Here is an 18767-nt window from a genome sequence, read left to right as displayed (position 1 = left end):
TAGATTCACTCCCCAATCATTTATAATTTTAATCCCCTAGATTAAAGAAATAATTTGACTTTATTCGACGGATTTCTTCCTTACATCATTATATATTACATAATATTTTTATTTATTGAATTATTGTGAAATGGGATAAATTTACTAGCTTCATAGGGACTTAAGTTACAATAAATTTCTAAGAAAAAATATGAAAATCCAATTGTTTTACAGCACAATAAAAGCATCCTATTTACTTACTAAAATAGGATGCTTTTCCTTAAAATATTATATTACTTTTATTCAACTGTAACATTAACTTTCATCTTAGCAGATATTTCAGGATAAACCTTTACATCAACATATCTTGCTCCTAGTTCCTTTATAGGACTATCTAAAACAATTTTTCTCTTATCAATATCTATTTTATGATTTTTCTTAAGATTAGCAGCTATATCCTTAGAAGTTATGGAGCCAAACAGCTTTCCACCTTCTCCTGCCTTACTTTTAAAATTAAGAGTTATATTAGATATTCTTTCTGCCAGCGCCTTAGCTTCTTTTAGTTCCTTTTCTTGTCTTTTCTTTTCAGAAGCTTTTTGAGCTTTAAGTTTATTTATATTTCCCTTTGTCGCTTCCTTTGCTAATCCCCTTGGCACCAGGTAGTTTCTTGCATGACCATCACTTACATTGATCACATCTCCCTTTTTACCTGTTCCTTTAATATCCTTTAATAATATAACTTTCATTATTTCTCACCTTCCTCCAAATATTCTTCAATTGCATTTATTAGCATCTTCTTTACCTCATGGGTTGTTAAATCTTTAAGTTGAGCCCCTGCCACTGTAAGATGCCCTCCTCCACCTAATTTTTCTAAAATTCTTTGGACATTTATGTCTCCAAGGGATCTTCCACTTATGAATACTATGTCATCTTCCTTGGTACCAATAACGAAGGAGGTTTTTATTCCCTTTATATTTAAAAGCTCATCTGCCCCTTGGGCCACCACTAATTGAGGACTCTTAATATCTTCATCACATACTGATATGGCAATTCCTTCTTTTATTATTTCTGCATTTCTAACTACATTTGCCCTGGCAATAAATGTAGTAATATCATCCTGAAATAATTGTCTTACATCTGTAGTATCAGCTCCACCTCTTCTGAGCAGCGAAGCTGCTTCAAAGGTTCTCACCCCTGTCTTAAATGAAAAATTCTTGGTATCAACGGCTATTCCAGCTAGCATGGCTTCCGCTTCTATTTTTTCCAGATTCATCTTATCATCCATATACTGAAGAATTTCTGCCACAAGCTCACATGCCGATGACGCATAGGGCTCCAAATAGGTGAGCACAGTATCGTCTATAAACTCTGTTCCCCTCCTATGGTGGTCTATAAGAACAGTTCTATCACTTTTGTCTATAAGCTCCTGACACTGGGTAAAACTTGGTCTATGGGTATCAACCACCACTAAAAGGTCCTTTTCCTCAAATAATTCTACTGCTTCATCACAGCTTATAAAATTATATTCTTCTTTACCCTTGAACTTTGAATATACACTTTCAATAGCTGCATTTATTCTATTTAAAACTATATAGGCTTCCTTACCTCTATTAACAGCTGCCCTATATACACCTATGGCTGCTCCAAAGCTATCCATATCAGGATCCTTATGTCCCATTATTATTATTTTATTGCTTTGACTAATCAATTGCCTTAAGGCATGGGCAATGATTCTTGCCTTTACCTTATTTCTTTTTTCTACAGCTTTAGTTTTTCCACCATAAAATTCAAAGGAATCTATTTTTCTAACTACAGCCTGATCTCCACCTCTACCTAAAGCAAGCTCCAAGGCTGAAGCTGCAAATTCCTCCAATCGGCTGAAATTTTTTCCATTTACCCCTACTCCTATACTTAAAGTAGCTGGAATTCTATTTCCTAAATCTATTTCCCTTATATCATCTAAGATTGTAAATCTCTTTGCTTCAAGGTTATCCAAATATCTATTCTCAAATACAACTATATATTTATCCTTTTGGTATTTTTTTACTACACCATTCATTCTAGAAACCCATAAGTTAACCTTTCTATCTATTTCAGCATTAACCAGGGGTCTATATTCTTCATCTGTTTCTTTAAGAACATCATCATAATTATCCACCTGCACATATGCAACATTGGGCTTTTCATTATTGTATTTAATCTTCAAATTGTAAAAATTAGTTTTCTCTATCCAATAAATCATTATGATATATCTTTCTTCACGGTCATTGTCAAGCTTAACGATATTATGGCGAACGCTATACACCTTGTCATCTATCTTAATGTCTTTTATTTTTTGTTTTTCATCTTCCAAAAGCTTGCTTATCTCAAGTGAAGGCATGATATCTTCAATGTTTTTATCAAGTATATCTTTTTTATCCATCATATCTATAAATTTTGAATTATACCATGATATACGGCCGTCAAACTCAACTATTGTTAAAGGTATTGGCAAATTTAACAAAGAATATCTTGCCACAGAATCTATTTCCGCAGATAAATTTTCAATATATTTTTTCCATTTTTCTCTTCGGACATAGTTGGTTTTCCAGCTATGATAAATTAGATATGCTAATAAAACCACTCCTGCACCGCCGGCATATAAATTGTATATAGCAATAATCACAACAAGGACTAGAATAATCCAAAGATAAATTTTAGTATCGGGATTTAAGACTTTAAGAAATCTTTTATTATTCATAATTACACTCCAAACCTAGCTTTCTAATTTTCTAATGTTAAATATAGCATCAATCACTCCAACCAAAAACAAAAGCACATTGAAAAATCGAGTTAATAAAATAAATACTAAAATTATTCTTCTAAAGGTGTCTTTTATCCCCTTCTTTTCTATAAAAAAACTTACAACAGCCAATCCCAACATAATAAAAACTACTTCAAATAGAAGTCCAATATTAAAATTTAATGCATCAGAGTTAATAATATCAAACTTATTGGTTATATAAGTCAATATCACTATTACAAAGGCACCCATAACAAAATTAGTTGGAAGCTTAAAGTATGAGAATTTTCTTGGCTTCTCTATAGTTAATCCCATCCTTCTTAAAACAGCTCCAGAAGCTACATAGTTTACATATGTTGTAAATGCAGATGAGACAATGATAAGAAAAGGAATGATTATCAAGTATACATCCAGCATACTTAAAATTTCTTCCTTTTGTTCAAAGTCTGTTCCAGCCATCTCAAAAAAATTATTATAAATTTGCCTTGTTTGATCTATTGTTTTCTCCATCAGTTCTACAAATCCAATTCCAATAAATTTAGGCATCAATGCCAAGGATATTATTATAGATATTACCGATGCAATACTTCCAAATAAAAATATTAAATTAAAGGAATATTTCTTCTCTACCATATATACTATCACAATAGAAGATAATCCTGCGGTTACAATAAAAAGTACAGCCTTTAATGGTCCAGTAAAAATTCCTATCATAATAGATGCTACTATAAGTGATATAACACTATATCTCATTCCATTTTTGACTCCAATTATAATAAAAGGAGCAGGTAAAAATATTAATAGTATACCTAAAAAGGGTATATATGTACCAGCCAGCGTAAAAATAACCGCTATAGCTGTTATTAAAGCTGACCCAACCATAGAACTGGTTTTCTTTTTCCCATCCAAAATATCCACTCCCTATTTATAAAGGTTTGATTATATAGTTTTACATATATTAGGGTTGTATTTTACAGAAAATCTATTTTTTACTGCTTCTGTCCATATGTTTTTTAAGTTCCGATAAATCCCCAAACCAACTCTCAATTTTATGATCTTCCAAAACTCCAAGTTTTATTTTATCATTAACACGCATATCTAAATTAGAATAACTCATTCCCAATCTTCTTGCCAATACATAGGTAACTAAAATAATATTGGCAAGTATATCACCTATAGCTTCCTGCCTGCCCTTTATTCCCTTAACTAGAAGCTCAAATAAAGACGCTAAAGAAGATAATAGTTCACTTTTTAACCACTCTATTATCTTTATATTCTTTGCAATATCTATACCATTATTATCAAAAGACATCTTATTCCCCCCTGCTTTAAATCTTTTATCAATAAACAAGCTAAACTGTTTATTAACAAAAAATTGTGTAAAGCCCTCTGTAAAATCTTATTACAACTTATATACATTATAACAAATATGCATGTAATATGTATATTTTATATTAATTTCCTCATATAAGCCAGCTTTTATTATAGGTATACGCTTTTAAAGATTTATAAACTTAAGATAAAATAATATCTATCTCTGTTAAAACAATTAAATTTATTTCACTATATAAATTATATTACATAAAAATATAAAAACACAAGGAGAGTCTATATAAACAATCCTTGTGCTAAATATATTCATAAATATTTTATTCACCTATGGAGAATGGTAATAATGCCATAATTCTTGCTCTTTTAACGGCTCTAGTCAACTGTCTTTGATGGTTAGCACAGTTACCAGTTATTCTTCTTGGAAGAATTTTTCCTCTATCGGTTACATATTTTTGTAAAAATTTAGTATCTTTATAATCTATTTGCTTAACTTTATTAGCACAAAAACTACAAATCTTTTTTCTTTTTCTTCTTCTCAACATACTTCCCTCCTTGTCCTAAAACGGAACATCATCGTCGTCTTCTATAGCTTGAAAATCGTCTGCACCATCATTAAAATCTGGTAGTTCAGGATTAAAGTTGTCATTATTGTCTTTTTTATTTCCCCATTCAAGAAATTCTACTCTATCGGCCACTATTTCATCTCTATTACGTTTTCTTCCGTCCTGATCTTCCCATCTATTATTTTGTAATCTACCCTGTACACCAACTAATCTTCCTTTTGCTAAATAATTAGCGCAGTTCTCACCTGCTTTTCCCCATACAACTACTCTGAAAAAATCCGTTTCTCTATTCTTAGAAAATGGTCTATCTACTGCTATAGAAAAGGTGGCAACTGCCTTACCACTACCTGCTGTGAAACGAAGCTCAGGATCTCTGGTAAGTCTTCCAATCATTACTACACTATTCATTCGATCCCCCACCTTATTATTTTTAGATTCTCTATTTCTCTTCTAAATTAATAACGATATATCTAATGATCCCATCAGTTATTTTGAAATTTCTCTCTAATTCTTTAGGCAAATCGGTATTTGCTTTAAAATTAATTAGCACATAGTAACCCTCTTTGAGCTTATCAATCTCATAGGCTAATTTTTTTGTTCCCCATTCATTAACCTCTTCAATTTCACCATCTGTTTCAATGATTCCCTTGAATTTTTCGATTAATTCATTTCTTTTTTCCTCTTCAACATCTGGTTTTACTATGAACATAGTTTCATACTTTCTCATTTTTACACCTCCCTATGGTCTTCATGGCCCTACTCAAGCAGAGCAGAGAGAATATATTTTATATTCACAACTTTAGATTATATCATTTATCTAACTTTTATTCAATATATAAATCATATTTTTATATTTTAAAAAAAGCTATACTCTAAAAAGTATAGCTTTTTTTATTTATATATCCTATAGTAAATATAACTCCGTCTAAAATTAAAGTCTTTACTTATAATTCCTATAGTTTTTTCATTTTAATTCTTCTTTTATAACCTCTCCTAAAATCTTAATTCCTTCAACAATTCTATTTTCAGGCATATTTGAATAATTTATTCTCATTGTATTTTCATTGCCACCATTAGGGAAAAATGACCCTCCAGGTACAAATGCAACGTTCCTTTCAAGGGATTTTTTCATAAGCTCCCTTGCATTAACATGCTCAGGCAATACTGCCCAGGTAAATAATCCGCCCTCAGGATGGGTAAACTTAACCTCCTTTGGAAAATGTTCTTTCATTGTCTCCAGCATAAGATCACGACGAGATTTATACAATTTTTTAATTTTTTCTATATGTTCATCTAAATCATATACATCTAAAAATGCATCCAGTTCTCTTTGAGACATAGAATTGCTTTGAAGATCTGCCCCCTGTTTAACTAATATATATTTATTTAGTACTTCATCACTTGCACATACCCAGCCTATTCTAAGTCCAGGGCAAAATGTCTTTGAAAAAGTTCCAAGAAATATTACTCTTCCTTCAGTATCAATTGACTTAATTGAAGGTAATCTTTCACCCTCAAATCTTAATTCTCCATATGGGTTATCTTCTATAATAGGTAAGTTGTACTCATTAGCTAGCTCTACTAACTTTTGTCGCCTTTCTAATGACCATGTTCTTCCCGATGGATTTTGAAAATCAGGAATTACATATATCATTTTGATGTTTTCCTTAGTCTTAAGGGCCTCTTCTAGCTTTTCCATAATCATACCATCATTATCAGTAGGTACTTCAAGAAATTTACACTGATATGCCTTAAAAGCATTTATAGCTCCTAAATAACTTGGGCTTTCAACAATAACAATGTCATCTGGATTTAAGAATATCTTACCACTAAAATCAAGTCCCTGTTGGGATCCATTTGTAATTAAAATATTATCAGCAGCTGTCTTTACACCCATCTTTTCCATTCTTTCGGCTATCTTTTCTCTTAGAGGAGGAAATCCCTCTGTTGGACTATATTGAAGAGCACTCTGTCCATCTTCCTCTAAAACCTTTTGCGATACCTTCTTCAATTCTTCTACAGGAAACAACTCTGGTGCTGGCAATCCTCCTGCAAAGGATATAACCTCTGGTCTCACAGTGAGTTTTAGTAGCTCACGAATTTCAGAAGCCTTAATACCTCCCATGCGATCAGAATAATTCAATTCCATTATAAAATACACCTCCAAAATATTTTAATATTTGGAAAAGGTTTACCCGACTATTTACATTATATCACTTTTTTGTAATTATTGAAATTTTTTTAGTTATAAAATTTTTTGATAATTTTTTAACTAAAAAGGATGATACCTTTTTTGATATCATCTTTTATTATTCATCATTTTTTTCTATTTTCTTTATTCTCTTTTCAAGTTTTGGCCTCGATATCCATATTTGTTTATTACATTCTAAACATCTAATTCTAAAATCCATTCCTGTTCTCATTATTTCAAATCTATTATTGCCACAGGGATGATTTTTCCTTGTCTCAACTATATCACCTACATTCAATTCCATAGGCATAGATAATACACCTCCTAACAATAAAGATGTAGAATTTTCATAACAAAAATCCATTTACACATATCAAAGCCTTAGGATTTCTAAGAGCTTTTGATATGTATAAATAAGTGATTCCCTTTGATCTCTATATCTTATTACTCACTTGTATTTTCATTATAAACGACTCTCTTTGGATAAGGTATTTCTATTCCTTCTTCATCAAAAACTTCTTTAAATCTTTTTCTCATGATTCTCTCCACTTCCCACTGAGACATTGGCTTTACCTTGGCTATAATTGTAATAATAACATCAGAGGCTCCAAAACTTGTAACCCCAAGAACAATTGGCCCTTCAATAATATCATTATTCTCTTTGGAAATACTTTCGCTCGCCCTTTTTAAGACATTTATAGCCCTTTCTATATTCTCCTCATAGGCTATACTCATATCCACCTTTGCCCTCATATTGCCTCTACATCTATTGGTAACCTTTGTAATAGCTCCATTTGGAATTATATGAAGATCTCCGCTAAAATCCCTTATCTTAGTGATTCTTAAGGCCATCTCCTCTACTACTCCATTCTTACCTTCTATTTCTATATAATCCCCTACTGCAAACTGATCTTCAAACAATATGAAAAACCCTGTTATAATATCCTTAACAAGGTTTTGAGCACCAAAACCTATGGCAAGACCTCCTATTCCTGCTGCAGCTATTATACTTTTAATATCTATGTTCATTTCAGCAAGTATGGGTACAAGGGCAATAAAATAAATAGTATACCTTGTGATGCTCTTTAATACTCCCTTTGCCGTATTAATTCTGCTTTCATCAAGTTTAAGCTTGACCTTATCTCTATTGTCAATAAACTTGTCTATCAAAGCATTCGTAATTCTAATTACAAGCCTAGCTAAAATTATTATTAGTATAATTTTTGTGGCTTTAACCAACACTTTACCAATTTTATCGGGGCTCAAATATTCAGCCATCATAATCTTCATCTCGTCGGTAAAATTCGAAAATGCTTGTTGGATCTCCAAAGTCTATTACCTCCAATTTATTTTTTCTGCTTCCTTCTTATTTCCTACCCTTATTATTCTATATATATTCAGTAAATTCATGTCAGATTTTTGATATATTAACTCATTTTTTATATCTTCTAAGATTTCACCTTCAAATTTTATGGATAATCCACAGCTTGCAGTTATTTCTCTAGGTGTAGGTATTGTTTGAATATTATATTTTTCCTTTAACTTTTTTTCAATCATAATTGCATAATGGGTTGATTCAAAGGCTATTACATAAAATTCCTTTTCCAAACTAACTACTCCTTTTAAATTCTAATAGTATTTTTTGCTTCATTCATTGTTTCTACTATGGTATACATATTGGAAACTCCACCTACCATTAGCTTGTTCTTTAAATTAAAGTAATCTAGGCATGTGCCACAGGAAAGAATTTCTACCCCTTCGCTTTCTAAGGTTCTTATATGATCTATAACTTCAGAGCCCTCTGTAGTAAGTCTAACACCACCATTTATAAACAATATCGCCTTAGGATATGGCTTAAGCTCAGTCAACGTATAAAAATATCCTTTTATAAGAACCTTTCCTAATTCTTCCGATCCATCTCCCATTGAATCTTTTCCTATAACAATTACCAAATCCTTAGTTGAAGCTCTACTCTTTGGCATAAAATCATTTTCTAATACTTCTTTATTAATATTTACATAATAATCTCCATTTATCTCTTTCACATCCACATCATAGTTTAAACTTTTAGCTAATTTGGATACATTTTCCTTAGCTATTTCATTATCAACTATAGTAGTTATAGTTCCCTGACCTATAGTTTCTATTGCTTTTTTAGTTTCAATAACTGGTTTAGGACACTGCATTCCCCTTGCGTCAACTTCATGCTTCATTCTATATTCCTCCTCATTATGGATAATCAACATTAGAATCTAATATAAATTAAATTTTCTCACATATCTTTATTATAATACTTATACCCAGTATTAAAGTAGGTATTTTAAAATTATTCTTATAATTTTTTTCTATAATTATTTGTTTTCTATAATTTTTTTCTATAGTAAAACAAATCTATATTAAGAAACCTAATTTGCTCAAATAGTCACTATAGCCTACAATATTTTTAAGCATATATAAAAGAATATTGTAATCATAAAAGGACTTTGCAATACTTGAAGCTTGTAGAGAATTTACCAGTGAGCTATTTGGAAAAATTGAAACGATAGGAATCATTACAGCAGCAAATATGAATACTATAATCACACCCTTTAAAGCTCCAAACACAAGTCCTCCCAGACTATTAAACTGATTAATAATTGGAAGTGAAGCCAATCCATTTAATACCCCTGCTAAAATATTTAATACTATTTTTGCTATTATAAAAATTATTATTATACTAAATAAATCTAATATTAATTTAGCAACTAATTCTGATATATATGTATTAATATTGTACATTGCGTCCTCATTATACTGTGTAAAAGCATCGCTTTTCATAAATAAATTTTCCAAGGTTTTTGGTAAATTCATCATTTGAAAAACATTTTTCTGCAAGCCCTCACCAGCTTGTGCATCATTTCCTGCTAAGTACTTCATATTTTTAAATATAAATCCTTGTACCCTATAAAACCAATTTGTATTCTCTATTATAAATTTAGATACAAAAGGATAATATATTTTTGCAATAATACCTGCTACTATATAACCAGCTATATTAAAAAAAGATAGTACAAGACCTATGCTAAGTCCTTTAAGGGCAGTTATTACAATAATAATGATAACACATACATCCATCCAATTCACTGGTTTGTCCCCCTCCCCTCAAACCTACTAGCCTATCTCCATTATTTCAAGCTTACTCCTATAGATAATCAAAAGCTTCTTCTTAGAAATCCAGTTTATATTTTTTATGTCTTTGTTAATTTTCTTCTCTATAATTTTATTTCCTTTTTTATCCATAACATATATTGTTCTATCTGTAAAGACAGCTATTCTATCATCTATTACATCAAGTCCCAATACTTCTCCTGCAACAGGAGTATTACTTAAAACATTTCCATTTAAATCTACCTGGCTAATAACACTCCTATTTTTAGTATCTATTATTGTGTTGTTCTTTTTAATAAGATTAAGTATTAATAATTCATTCTCCGTCAAAATTCCTTTGTTTAAAGTTTCTCCAATATCTTTTTCCCACAAAATATTATCCTCTGTAGTCATCATCATCATGCTATTATTAGTTAGAACCACCAAATTGTTATCCCTAGTTAAAAATATCTTATAAGTAACCTCATTATCAAATTTTTTCCCAGCTAGCACCTTACCATCCAGAGAATAAAACAAAATATTACTATAGAATTTATTTTCCTCAACCACAAGGATTGTAAGAGCTATTGTACTATTATCCATCGACAATTCTCCATCAATTATTTCACCCTTTGGGATTATAAAATTGGAAACAATTTCTCCAGCTTCATCAAAAACGAAAACCTCATTTTCCAGCATAATCAAAACATATCCGGAATCATTGAGTTTTACATCCATTACCTTCTTATCAACACTTTTTTCTATTATTATTTTCCCCTCATAATCTAGATAATATATCTTTCCCTTTAAGGAATCTACAGCTGCTATATAACTTTTATTTCCACTTAAAATAACATCTTCAATATCTAATTCCTTTTCCCATATTTGCTCTCCGTCTTCATTATATGCACTTAATTTCTTTTCCTCAAATTTAATAATATATCCATTAAAGCTTTTTATATTTACCTTATTATCCTCATTCTTTCTTCCTGTATATTCAATAGCTTCTGTCTTTTTTAAAGTCAAACCTTCATCACTAAAAATAGAGGTTATAAATCCAACAAACTTTACCACTCCAAAACCAATAGAAGCAATTACTAGTAAAGAAATTATAAGTCTAAGATTGTTACTCTTTCTCCTTTTTTTGGTCAAGGTCCTTCACCCCTTAAAAGGTCAATTTATCTTAGATTTTATTATAACATATTATAAATATGTCTGACGACATATTTTAGATCCAAGCTGCAAGTTACAAGATTAGGATATTTCTAATTAGTTTTGAATACAAATTGAATTTGTTCAATCTTTAAGTCATTGTTTAGTTATAACAAATTAGAACTAAATTTGGGTGTAACTTTTCTCCTTGCAGATACGAATAAGTAATGAAGGAGTGATTTAAATGGAAATAAATATTAAAAATTTAAGTAAAAATTTCAGAAAAGTGAAGGCCCTTGATAATATAAACTTGGATATTAAAGGTCCCGGAATGATAGGTCTGGTTGGTCCCAATGGAGCAGGGAAAAGCACACTTATGAAGCTTTTAATAGGTCAGCTTAAAGCCAGCTCTGGGTCTATAAATATAGATAACAAAAATCTTAGGAAAAACGAAAATTATTTAAAGGAAAGATTAGGATATCTTCCCCAGGATTTTGGATTATATGATGAACTCAAGGTAGAAGAGTTCCTTGACTATATTGCTTGCTTAAAAGGAATAGGAAATAATAAAAAGAAAATCATTGAAAAATGCATTTATGAAACTAATTTAACAGAAAAGAAAAAAGAAAAGATAAAAACCCTATCAGGAGGTCAAAAACAAAGAGTAGGAATAGCCCAGGCAATGCTAAACGACCCGGAAATATTTATTGTAGATGAACCTACGGTAGGTCTTGACCCGGAAGAAAGAATTAAGTTTAGAAATCTATTTTCAAAGGGAGCCAGTAAAAAAATAGTAATTTTATCCACTCATATTATTGAAGATGTAGAATCCATATGCAACCGCCTTATTATACTCAATAAGGGTAAGATTTTATTTGACGGATTACCCAATGAACTGGTAAAAAAATCCCTTGGCCATGTGGGGATTATTGAGCAGGAAGGGGTAGAAGACGAACTTTATGAAAAAGATTTAAAGATTGTTTCAACTAGAGTAACAGCTAAAGGAATGGACTATAGGGTTGTTGCAAGAAACTTACCCCCTAATACAGCAGAAATTACTCCATCTTTAGAAGATGCCTATATGTATTGTATGATGATGGAAGGAGTCTTTACCCATGAATAACTTAGTATTGTTAAAAAATGAAATAAAAACTCTACTGAAACAAAAAAACGTCATAGCAAGTATATTTCTAATGAATGTCTTTATGGTTTTTGGAATAAATTCAATAAACAATTCAAATGAAATGATGATGCACGAAATCAAGAAAACTTCCACGACCATATCCTTTGGAAGTGCCCAGTATGGAATAACATTAGGTGCTCTTTTATTCTGCATATTAACAGTTCTAACCCTTAGTAAAGATCAAAGAAAAAATACAATAGATATAATTCATTCATCTATAAACTATTTTAAGCTTAATGTAATAAGAATGATTTCAATAATATCTATTTCCCTCATCACTGTATTATCAGGCTTGATAATAGTACTGGGAATTCAAAATTTTATATTTAATATACCAATTGAATTTTCAATATATGCCTATACATACACTATAATTTTACTTATTCCCCTAGCTTTATCGATAGTTATAAGCAGCGGTTTATACATGATAACCGACAGTATAGATATTAGTCTTTTATCCATGGGAATTTTATACTCCATAGGGGTTTTTTCATCAAATTATTTATTACTGTGGGTAAAACCTGCCATACCTGTTTTTTCTGATTTTGCCGGTATAAAGCCAGCAGGTAAATTAATTGAGTACAATAGGCTTCTTTGGATATGTATAGCTATATTTATACTGTTATTAGGCCTATTATGCAGAAGAAGATATACTTTAACCCTCTTTAGATCATTAAAAATAAATATGAAATCAAATATTATACCCTTGTTGCTATTTATAAGTATTTTAGGCATATCTTTTATATGGGTTAAAGAGCCCTATATGAACAAATATAATAGCATTATAGCTGATAATGAAGAAATAATATCTAAAGTAATGCTTGAAGAAATCAATCCTCAAGTTGTATTCTATGCCGATAAAGGTAAAATGGAGGCCAATGTAAACTATAAATTTCATAATAATTCTAAAGCTGATTACATTAAGTTTTCCATTAATGAAGGTCTTGATATAAAAGATGTTAAAGTGAATGGAAAAACAGAAAACTATAAAAGAAAAAATAGTACAAATATAATTTATATAAACATTCCTAAAGAAAAAAATATTTCAATCGACATATCCTATAGTGGGAACATCAAATATGATGGCGCCATGGGATATGCAGGCTACATATGTAACGACAGCATATACTTATTGGAAAATTCAAACTGGATTTTTAGACCCCTTACAGAAACAAAGAAAATGATTACAAGTACAGGATATTTTAAAGCCCCGGATAATTTGTCTTTAGTAACTCCCGGTAAACTTACAGAAGTTACAAAAGAGAAGGGATACAAAAAATGGAATTATACTTTAGAAGCACCAAGTATGGATTTAGCAGTTTTTGCAGGTAAATATGTAAAAAAAGAACTGAGCTTAGGCAATACCCCTATAGAATTTTACTACAGCCCAAGACATGAAGAGTACATTAAACATAGAAATATTGAAGATTATTTAATAGATATATTTGCTTTTTACGAAAAAAACTTTGGAGCATATCCTTCAGATAAATATCCACTTAAAATAGTTGAAACATCTATATATAAACCAGGAGGTCATTCATCCATAAATATTGTTACCTTTGCTGAATACATACTAAACAGGGAATTGGGAAAAAAAGCAAATGATGATATAGATATATTTAGAAAAAGTGATTTCACTTTTCTCCATGATATAAATCTAATAGCCCATGAAATATCTCATCAATGGTGGGGAACATCAGTAGAACCAGTTGGTGATATGCCTTGGAGTAGTGAGGGCTTGGCTAATTATTCATCTTGTAAATATATGGAGAATAAATTCGGTGAAAAGGAATCTAGTTATTTCCTTTTTTCATGGAATAGTAACGTAAACAAACTAAATAACAACTATTACATAAAAAATCCAAGGGAAAAGAAAAAGCTAAGTAAATTTTACGCCAAACAATTAGAGCTTGAGTATAAAAAAATGCAAGCATATCACAAGATGCCAATAATGCTTTTGGCGGCAGAAGAACGTATTGGAGAGGATAAGTTTTTATCTAATCTCTCAAAGATTTATTACAGCCATCGGTTTGGCAAATTAACCTATGAAAATTTCTTAAATGAAATGGATTTAACAGAGGAGGCTATGAATTTTGAATAATTTAAGTTTAATAAAGCATGAAATTAAAAGATTAGTTTTTAATAAAAAATATTTTTATATGTCTTTAATTTTAATATTATCTACATCTGATAAATTATTGAGGCTGGTAATCCACGGGGAGTATGGTACTGCTCCCTTTTCAAAGTGGAGCTATTCAAACTTTACAACATTAATTTCTCCACTACTTATAACTATTTTAATACTTTTATCTACAAATGTTTTTTCTGAAAAAGAAATTAAAGCCAGAAAAATAATATATTCTACACCTATAACTCAAACAAAATATTATACTATAAAGGCAGCTTCCATATTTATAGCTTACTTAACTACTCTGTTTATTCCAATAATAATCAGCTTTATATACTATGGTGTATTATTTAAGTTTTATAATTATGCAAGCTTTATAAAGCCAATCATATATTTTCTAATCCCCAGCTTTATACTTTTTTTAGGACTTTGTATGATTGTTGGAAAGATGAGCTTAAAACTCCTGTATGCTTTAATCCCCTTTGCCTTTTTAAACGGTCTAAATTTTAAATTTCCAGTTTGGATAGATTTATATGGAAATAATTTTCTTTTAAATTATGGATATACAGTGTGGAAGGATAACACTACGGGAATAGTTCCCTATAATATACCCATGGATTTTATGATCAGCAGAGCCATCTTTGTATTATTTGGTATAATACTATTTGTAATAACTTGCAAAAAATCTGAAACTATTTAGCATAAAATAAGAGGGGTATTTAAAATGGATACTGACAAAGAATTAATGGCAAGCTTTCAAGGAGGAGATAAAGATGCCTTTGAAAGGCTTATAATTAAATATAGACATAAGGCCATAAGCTTCTCTCAGCGTTTTATCCATGATCCTTTTATGGCAGAAGATATAGTCCAAGATGCCTTTGCCTACATTTATGTTTACAAGGATAAATATAATAGCAAATATTCCTTTAAAACCTATCTCTTTACTATAATCAGAAATAAGAGTATAGATTATATACGAAAAAAAAGAGATACTCCTCTCTATGATGATAAATCGCTTATATCTAAAGGCGAAGCCCTAGAGGATACTATAATAAAACGAGACAAGGCAAACTGCGTTAATAGAAATTTAAATAAGCTAAAAGAAGACTATAAAACAGCAATTCATCTTATTGACTATGAAAGCTTTAGCTATAAGGAAGCAGCTAAAATCATGGGAAAAAGCAATGCAGGTATAAAAGTGCTGATTTATAGGGCAAGGAAAAAACTGAAGTCCTTGATAGAAAAGGAGGGGTACTTAAATGTCTAATTTCAATGATAAGGATAAGGAATTCATTGATGCCATATGGAAAAAGACAAGATATCTAAAGCATCAAAGACATAAAGAAGAAAATGAGCTAGAAAAACTTCATAGACTCAAAATGAGGAAATTAAAAAACCTTCTAACCTTTGGTACAGGACTCATATTAATCTCTGTCCCTATAATAATTACAAAAGAATTTAATGAAACTATCACGGCGTTTTTGAGTCTTTATATCCTTGGCTTTTCACTATATTATGAGCATAATTTTAATTGATTCAAAAAATATAAACATTTTAAAAATGAAAAAAGGTGAAAATATGTTCTTAAAGTTAATGAATAAAGAAATTAAAAATCAATTAAAAAGTATTACTTTTTATATGTTCCTCCTTGTACTTGTTATATATTATATAACCCAGTATGTTCCATCATCACCTTATGATCCTTTAAAGCCTCTTTACAGCAACTTAAAGGATGATGGAACAAGGGGTATTTTAGATAACAAGATAAATGAAATGACCTTCATTTATTATAGAATGAATTACAACCTGGAAAATGAAGCCTACGTAAAATATATTCTCGGGACTAAAAGATGGAAAAAGCTTAATATGGAGCAAAAAAATTTTCTACAGAAAATGAAAAATAAAGTCTATAATGACAAACTAAATAATGAAAGCATTCCTGAAATTTTAGTTTCCTATAATGAGTTTCAGAAAATTAAAAATCAAATAGATAAAGCATTAGGAGGAAATACCATATATAGCCCGAAATACCGAGATAATATTTTTCTGGACATGTACTATGGCCACAAACCCATTGAAGATGAAAATCTTAAAATTAGAGCAGGCTATAGGGAAATGAGCATGATGTTAAATATGAACAAATATTTGAAAAGTAATCCAATATTAACTCTTTATAAAGAGTTATCCCACAATCAAAAAAACAGCTTAGAAAATGCCATGAAAAGAATAAGTCCCTATGGAATAGATGAAAAGGGAAATCTTATAGATCCTGTTAACTATAAAAAATATGAATTGATACTAGATAAGCTAGATAAAGAATTTGGCGATACAACTATTTTTTCCAAAAAATATAGAAATAGAATTTATTTACAAAACAAAACCTATATAGATGCCCTTAAGGATTTTAAAGAAATTTTGAATAAAGATAAAGTAACAAGTGCATATGGAAGATATCTTTCTGATTATATGGGTATAACCGCAGGATTTTATCCCATATTTGTAGTGGCAGCCATGTTTTTAAGGGATAGGAAGAAGAATATTTCTAATTTATTTGGGAACAAAAAAATATCTCCCATTATCTATATACTATCAAAATATAGCGGAGTCTGTATTAGCTTGCTAATATGTTATTTAATATTAGCAACCCATTCAACATACGTTTTTTATAGGATAAGCAAAAACTATAATTACTTAATAGACATCTGGGCCTTTTATAAATATACTTTAACATGGATAGCTCCAACCATTTTATTTACTGTTGCTATTTCAATGCTTTTATTTGGGATTTTCAACAAGATATCTATACCTATCATTTCCCAATTTCTATTATGGTTTTCTTCTATACAAACATTAGGTGGTGATTACAGCTTATATAGATTTATAATCCGATTCAATTATTTGGGAAATTATAAGGATTACATTACCTGGAGACCGGATATAATAACAAATAGAGCTTTCTATACAATATTGTCCCTTATAATTATTTTACTGGCAGCATATGTATATAAAAAACCTATAGAAAATAACTGCAATTGTAATACCTTATAACTGAAATAATAGACCCGGGATATTTTATCCCGGGTCCTTTTGCTACAACACTTCCATCATCATTATAGCTATATCATCATCAATTCTATTATTAGAAAAATTTTTTACATCATCAATAATATCTTTAATTAACTTATCACCTTTAGCTGATGGATTTTCTAGGCATATTTTAAGTATTCTATCTGAATAGACTTCCTTATTGATATTTCTTGCTTCTAGTATCCCATCGGTATAGAAAAGCATTCTGTCTCCCCTATCAAGATTTATGCTACACTCTTTATACTGTACAGAATCAAAGAGATTACATATGGGTAATCCTGGTAAAAACATTTCCCTTACATCACCTTTTTCAAAGACAATAGGCATACAATTATGCCCACCATTCACAATCCTTATTGTCGAAGACTTCTTATTAAATACTCCATAAAGAATAGTGAAATAATAATTATCATCAAGATTGAGCTCTTTATATCTACATTTTAGGTAATTAAGCGTATATGCTGGATCAAGGGCATCCTTTTCCATGTTTTTTAATGTTTGTCTTATAAACATTGTAATCATAGAAGCTGTTATTCCATGACCTGCAACATCAGCCATATACAGACCTATATTTTCTTCATCTATATCTATAATATCAAAAACATCTCCACCTAATATTTCACTTGGAATATATTTTGAGTGTATTTCTATCATATCATTATAAATGCCATCTTTAGGTATTATCCTCTGCTGAATTTTTTTTGCAAAATCCAAATCTCTTTTCATCTTAAGATTTTTATCTAATATAGTTTTTTCCATTTTCTTTTTTTCAGTAACATCTCTAAAAACCTCAACGGCACAATATATCTTACCTTCTTCATCTCGTATAGGAGAACTCACAACAGAAAAAATTCTATCTCCTATTAATTCCTCTTTCGTAACAATTTTTCCATCTCTTATAGCTGTTTCGGTTATACAAACGTTGCATTTACATGATTTTCCCAAGGCTCTATAGCAAATTTCCCCCTTTATATCACCAAGTAATTTCTTCATTGGTTCATTTACGAAAACCACCCTATTGTTTTTATCTATAACCCTTACCAGATCTATCATTCCTGCCAATATATCTTCAGTAAATTTTATCTGTCTTTCTAACTTTTTAGTTAATATTTTTTCCATTTTGGCATCTCCATTTTATATAAATATTAAGAACAGAAAACAACTGTTCTATTCTTAATATTATGTATTCTATACGTTTATTTGAATTCCTTGTATGTTTTATAAAAATTATTTTCTTTTTTCAA

21 protein-coding genes are annotated in these 18767 nt (G+C 30.1%); 6 read left to right on the top strand and 15 right to left on the bottom strand.

Annotation, left to right across the window (positions count from 1 at the left end; translation table 11 throughout):
- Positions 1-278: 278 nt before the first annotated feature.
- The 14 genes from rplI to B5X81_RS23400 form a co-directional block, all read right to left on the bottom strand.
- Positions 279-725, bottom strand: a complete 447-nt coding sequence (rplI, locus tag B5X81_RS23465) for a 50S ribosomal protein L9 (RefSeq protein ID WP_079495414.1) — start codon at positions 723-725, stop codon at positions 279-281.
- Positions 725-2719 carry a DHH family phosphoesterase gene (locus B5X81_RS23460; RefSeq protein WP_079495411.1) on the bottom strand — a complete coding sequence of 665 codons (1995 nt, stop codon included), beginning with the start codon at positions 2717-2719 and terminating at the stop codon, positions 725-727. Before B5X81_RS23460 ends, rplI begins: the two co-directional genes overlap by 1 nt.
- Before the next feature lie 15 nt (positions 2720-2734).
- A complete protein-coding gene (locus B5X81_RS23455) occupies positions 2735-3670 on the bottom strand; it encodes a YybS family protein (RefSeq protein WP_079495410.1) in 936 nt (311 codons plus the stop codon).
- A 73-nt stretch (positions 3671-3743) separates the two neighbouring features.
- The gene (locus tag B5X81_RS23450; RefSeq protein WP_079495409.1) at positions 3744-4073 is read right to left on the bottom strand and encodes a MazG-like family protein; all 330 of its coding nucleotides are present in this window, start codon (positions 4071-4073) and stop codon (positions 3744-3746) included.
- 337 nt (positions 4074-4410) lie between these two features.
- Complete coding sequence (rpsR, locus tag B5X81_RS23445; RefSeq protein ID WP_079495408.1) at positions 4411-4635, bottom strand: 30S ribosomal protein S18; 225 nt, start codon at positions 4633-4635, stop codon at positions 4411-4413.
- Between the two features lie 15 nt (positions 4636-4650).
- Positions 4651-5064 (bottom strand): single-stranded DNA-binding protein, encoded by a 414-nt coding sequence (locus B5X81_RS23440; protein ID WP_079495406.1) that lies wholly within the window; start codon positions 5062-5064, stop codon positions 4651-4653.
- Between the two features lie 31 nt (positions 5065-5095).
- Positions 5096-5383 carry a 30S ribosomal protein S6 gene (rpsF, locus tag B5X81_RS23435; protein ID WP_079495405.1) on the bottom strand — a complete coding sequence of 96 codons (288 nt, stop codon included), beginning with the start codon at positions 5381-5383 and terminating at the stop codon, positions 5096-5098.
- Between the two features lie 237 nt (positions 5384-5620).
- Entirely contained in the window at positions 5621-6805 is a 1185-nt protein-coding gene (locus B5X81_RS23430; RefSeq protein ID WP_079495403.1) for an aminotransferase-like domain-containing protein, read from the bottom strand.
- Positions 6806-6965: 160 nt separating this feature from the next.
- Positions 6966-7157 carry a DUF951 domain-containing protein gene (locus B5X81_RS23425; RefSeq protein ID WP_170917576.1) on the bottom strand — a complete coding sequence of 64 codons (192 nt, stop codon included), beginning with the start codon at positions 7155-7157 and terminating at the stop codon, positions 6966-6968.
- A gap of 134 nt (positions 7158-7291) precedes the next feature.
- Positions 7292-8176 (bottom strand): mechanosensitive ion channel family protein, encoded by an 885-nt coding sequence (locus tag B5X81_RS23420; protein WP_244282227.1) that lies wholly within the window; start codon positions 8174-8176, stop codon positions 7292-7294.
- A gap of 6 nt (positions 8177-8182) precedes the next feature.
- The gene (locus tag B5X81_RS23415; RefSeq protein WP_079495402.1) at positions 8183-8455 is read right to left on the bottom strand and encodes a DUF3343 domain-containing protein; all 273 of its coding nucleotides are present in this window, start codon (positions 8453-8455) and stop codon (positions 8183-8185) included.
- Between the two features lie 14 nt (positions 8456-8469).
- Complete coding sequence (gene yedF / locus B5X81_RS23410) at positions 8470-9060, bottom strand: sulfurtransferase-like selenium metabolism protein YedF (RefSeq protein WP_079495400.1); 591 nt, start codon at positions 9058-9060, stop codon at positions 8470-8472.
- Between the two features lie 178 nt (positions 9061-9238).
- Positions 9239-9961: a CvpA family protein gene (locus B5X81_RS23405; RefSeq protein ID WP_244282230.1), complete on the bottom strand. Its 723-nt coding sequence runs from the start codon at positions 9959-9961 to the stop codon at positions 9239-9241.
- Between the two features lie 36 nt (positions 9962-9997).
- The gene (locus tag B5X81_RS23400) at positions 9998-11125 is read right to left on the bottom strand and encodes a DUF5711 family protein (RefSeq protein ID WP_079495397.1); all 1128 of its coding nucleotides are present in this window, start codon (positions 11123-11125) and stop codon (positions 9998-10000) included.
- A gap of 244 nt (positions 11126-11369) precedes the next feature.
- Here B5X81_RS23400 and B5X81_RS23395 point away from each other — a divergent pair, with 244 nt between their 5' ends.
- From B5X81_RS23395 to B5X81_RS23370, 6 genes are read left to right on the top strand one after another with little or no spacing between them, the layout of a single operon-like run.
- Positions 11370-12248, top strand: coding sequence for an ATP-binding cassette domain-containing protein (locus tag B5X81_RS23395; RefSeq protein ID WP_079495396.1), 879 nt, complete (start codon positions 11370-11372; stop codon positions 12246-12248).
- Positions 12241-14409 (top strand): M1 family aminopeptidase, encoded by a 2169-nt coding sequence (locus tag B5X81_RS23390; protein ID WP_079495394.1) that lies wholly within the window; start codon positions 12241-12243, stop codon positions 14407-14409. The genes B5X81_RS23395 and B5X81_RS23390 overlap by 8 nt, the downstream gene beginning before the upstream one ends.
- On the top strand, positions 14402-15136 hold the full coding sequence (locus B5X81_RS23385; protein WP_079495393.1) for a hypothetical protein: 735 nt from the start codon (positions 14402-14404) through the stop codon (positions 15134-15136). The genes B5X81_RS23390 and B5X81_RS23385 overlap by 8 nt, the downstream gene beginning before the upstream one ends.
- Positions 15137-15160: 24 nt before the next feature.
- Positions 15161-15703 carry an RNA polymerase sigma factor gene (locus B5X81_RS23380; RefSeq protein WP_079495391.1) on the top strand — a complete coding sequence of 181 codons (543 nt, stop codon included), beginning with the start codon at positions 15161-15163 and terminating at the stop codon, positions 15701-15703.
- Positions 15696-15971 (top strand): hypothetical protein, encoded by a 276-nt coding sequence (locus B5X81_RS23375; protein ID WP_079495390.1) that lies wholly within the window; start codon positions 15696-15698, stop codon positions 15969-15971. Before B5X81_RS23380 ends, B5X81_RS23375 begins: the two co-directional genes overlap by 8 nt.
- A gap of 58 nt (positions 15972-16029) precedes the next feature.
- Positions 16030-17484: an ABC transporter permease gene (locus tag B5X81_RS23370; protein ID WP_139380455.1), complete on the top strand. Its 1455-nt coding sequence runs from the start codon at positions 16030-16032 to the stop codon at positions 17482-17484.
- Between the two features lie 42 nt (positions 17485-17526).
- Here the strand turns inward: B5X81_RS23370 and B5X81_RS23365 are convergent, their stop codons facing one another.
- The gene (locus B5X81_RS23365; RefSeq protein ID WP_079495387.1) at positions 17527-18642 is read right to left on the bottom strand and encodes a SpoIIE family protein phosphatase; all 1116 of its coding nucleotides are present in this window, start codon (positions 18640-18642) and stop codon (positions 17527-17529) included.
- Between the last annotated feature and the right edge of the window lie 125 nt (positions 18643-18767).

The organism is Maledivibacter halophilus (genome assembly GCF_900167445.1).
Classification (GTDB): domain Bacteria; phylum Bacillota; class Clostridia; order Peptostreptococcales; family Caminicellaceae; genus Maledivibacter; species Maledivibacter halophilus.
The sequence above is the reverse complement of the archived record's forward strand: the minus strand, read 5'-3'. Positions and strand labels throughout refer to the sequence as shown.

Coding starts and splice junctions, on each gene's coding strand:
- rplI (WP_079495414.1), bottom strand. CDS start 725: ATGAAAGTTATATTATTAAAGGATATTAAAGGAACAGGTAAAAAGGGA.
- B5X81_RS23460 (WP_079495411.1), bottom strand. CDS start 2,719: ATGAATAATAAAAGATTTCTTAAAGTCTTAAATCCCGATACTAAAATT.
- B5X81_RS23450 (WP_079495409.1), bottom strand. CDS start 4,073: ATGTCTTTTGATAATAATGGTATAGATATTGCAAAGAATATAAAGATA.
- rpsR (WP_079495408.1), bottom strand. CDS start 4,635: ATGTTGAGAAGAAGAAAAAGAAAAAAGATTTGTAGTTTTTGTGCTAAT.
- B5X81_RS23440 (WP_079495406.1), bottom strand. CDS start 5,064: ATGAATAGTGTAGTAATGATTGGAAGACTTACCAGAGATCCTGAGCTT.
- rpsF (WP_079495405.1), bottom strand. CDS start 5,383: ATGAGAAAGTATGAAACTATGTTCATAGTAAAACCAGATGTTGAAGAG.
- B5X81_RS23430 (WP_079495403.1), bottom strand. CDS start 6,805: ATGGAATTGAATTATTCTGATCGCATGGGAGGTATTAAGGCTTCTGAA.
- B5X81_RS23425 (WP_170917576.1), bottom strand. CDS start 7,157: ATGCCTATGGAATTGAATGTAGGTGATATAGTTGAGACAAGGAAAAAT.
- yedF (WP_079495400.1), bottom strand. CDS start 9,060: ATGAAGCATGAAGTTGACGCAAGGGGAATGCAGTGTCCTAAACCAGTT.
- B5X81_RS23405 (WP_244282230.1), bottom strand. CDS start 9,961: ATGGATGTATGTGTTATCATTATTATTGTAATAACTGCCCTTAAAGGA.
- B5X81_RS23395 (WP_079495396.1), top strand. CDS start 11,370: ATGGAAATAAATATTAAAAATTTAAGTAAAAATTTCAGAAAAGTGAAG.
- B5X81_RS23390 (WP_079495394.1), top strand. CDS start 12,241: ATGAATAACTTAGTATTGTTAAAAAATGAAATAAAAACTCTACTGAAA.
- B5X81_RS23380 (WP_079495391.1), top strand. CDS start 15,161: ATGGATACTGACAAAGAATTAATGGCAAGCTTTCAAGGAGGAGATAAA.
- B5X81_RS23375 (WP_079495390.1), top strand. CDS start 15,696: ATGTCTAATTTCAATGATAAGGATAAGGAATTCATTGATGCCATATGG.
- B5X81_RS23370 (WP_139380455.1), top strand. CDS start 16,030: ATGAATAAAGAAATTAAAAATCAATTAAAAAGTATTACTTTTTATATG.
- B5X81_RS23365 (WP_079495387.1), bottom strand. CDS start 18,642: ATGGAAAAAATATTAACTAAAAAGTTAGAAAGACAGATAAAATTTACT.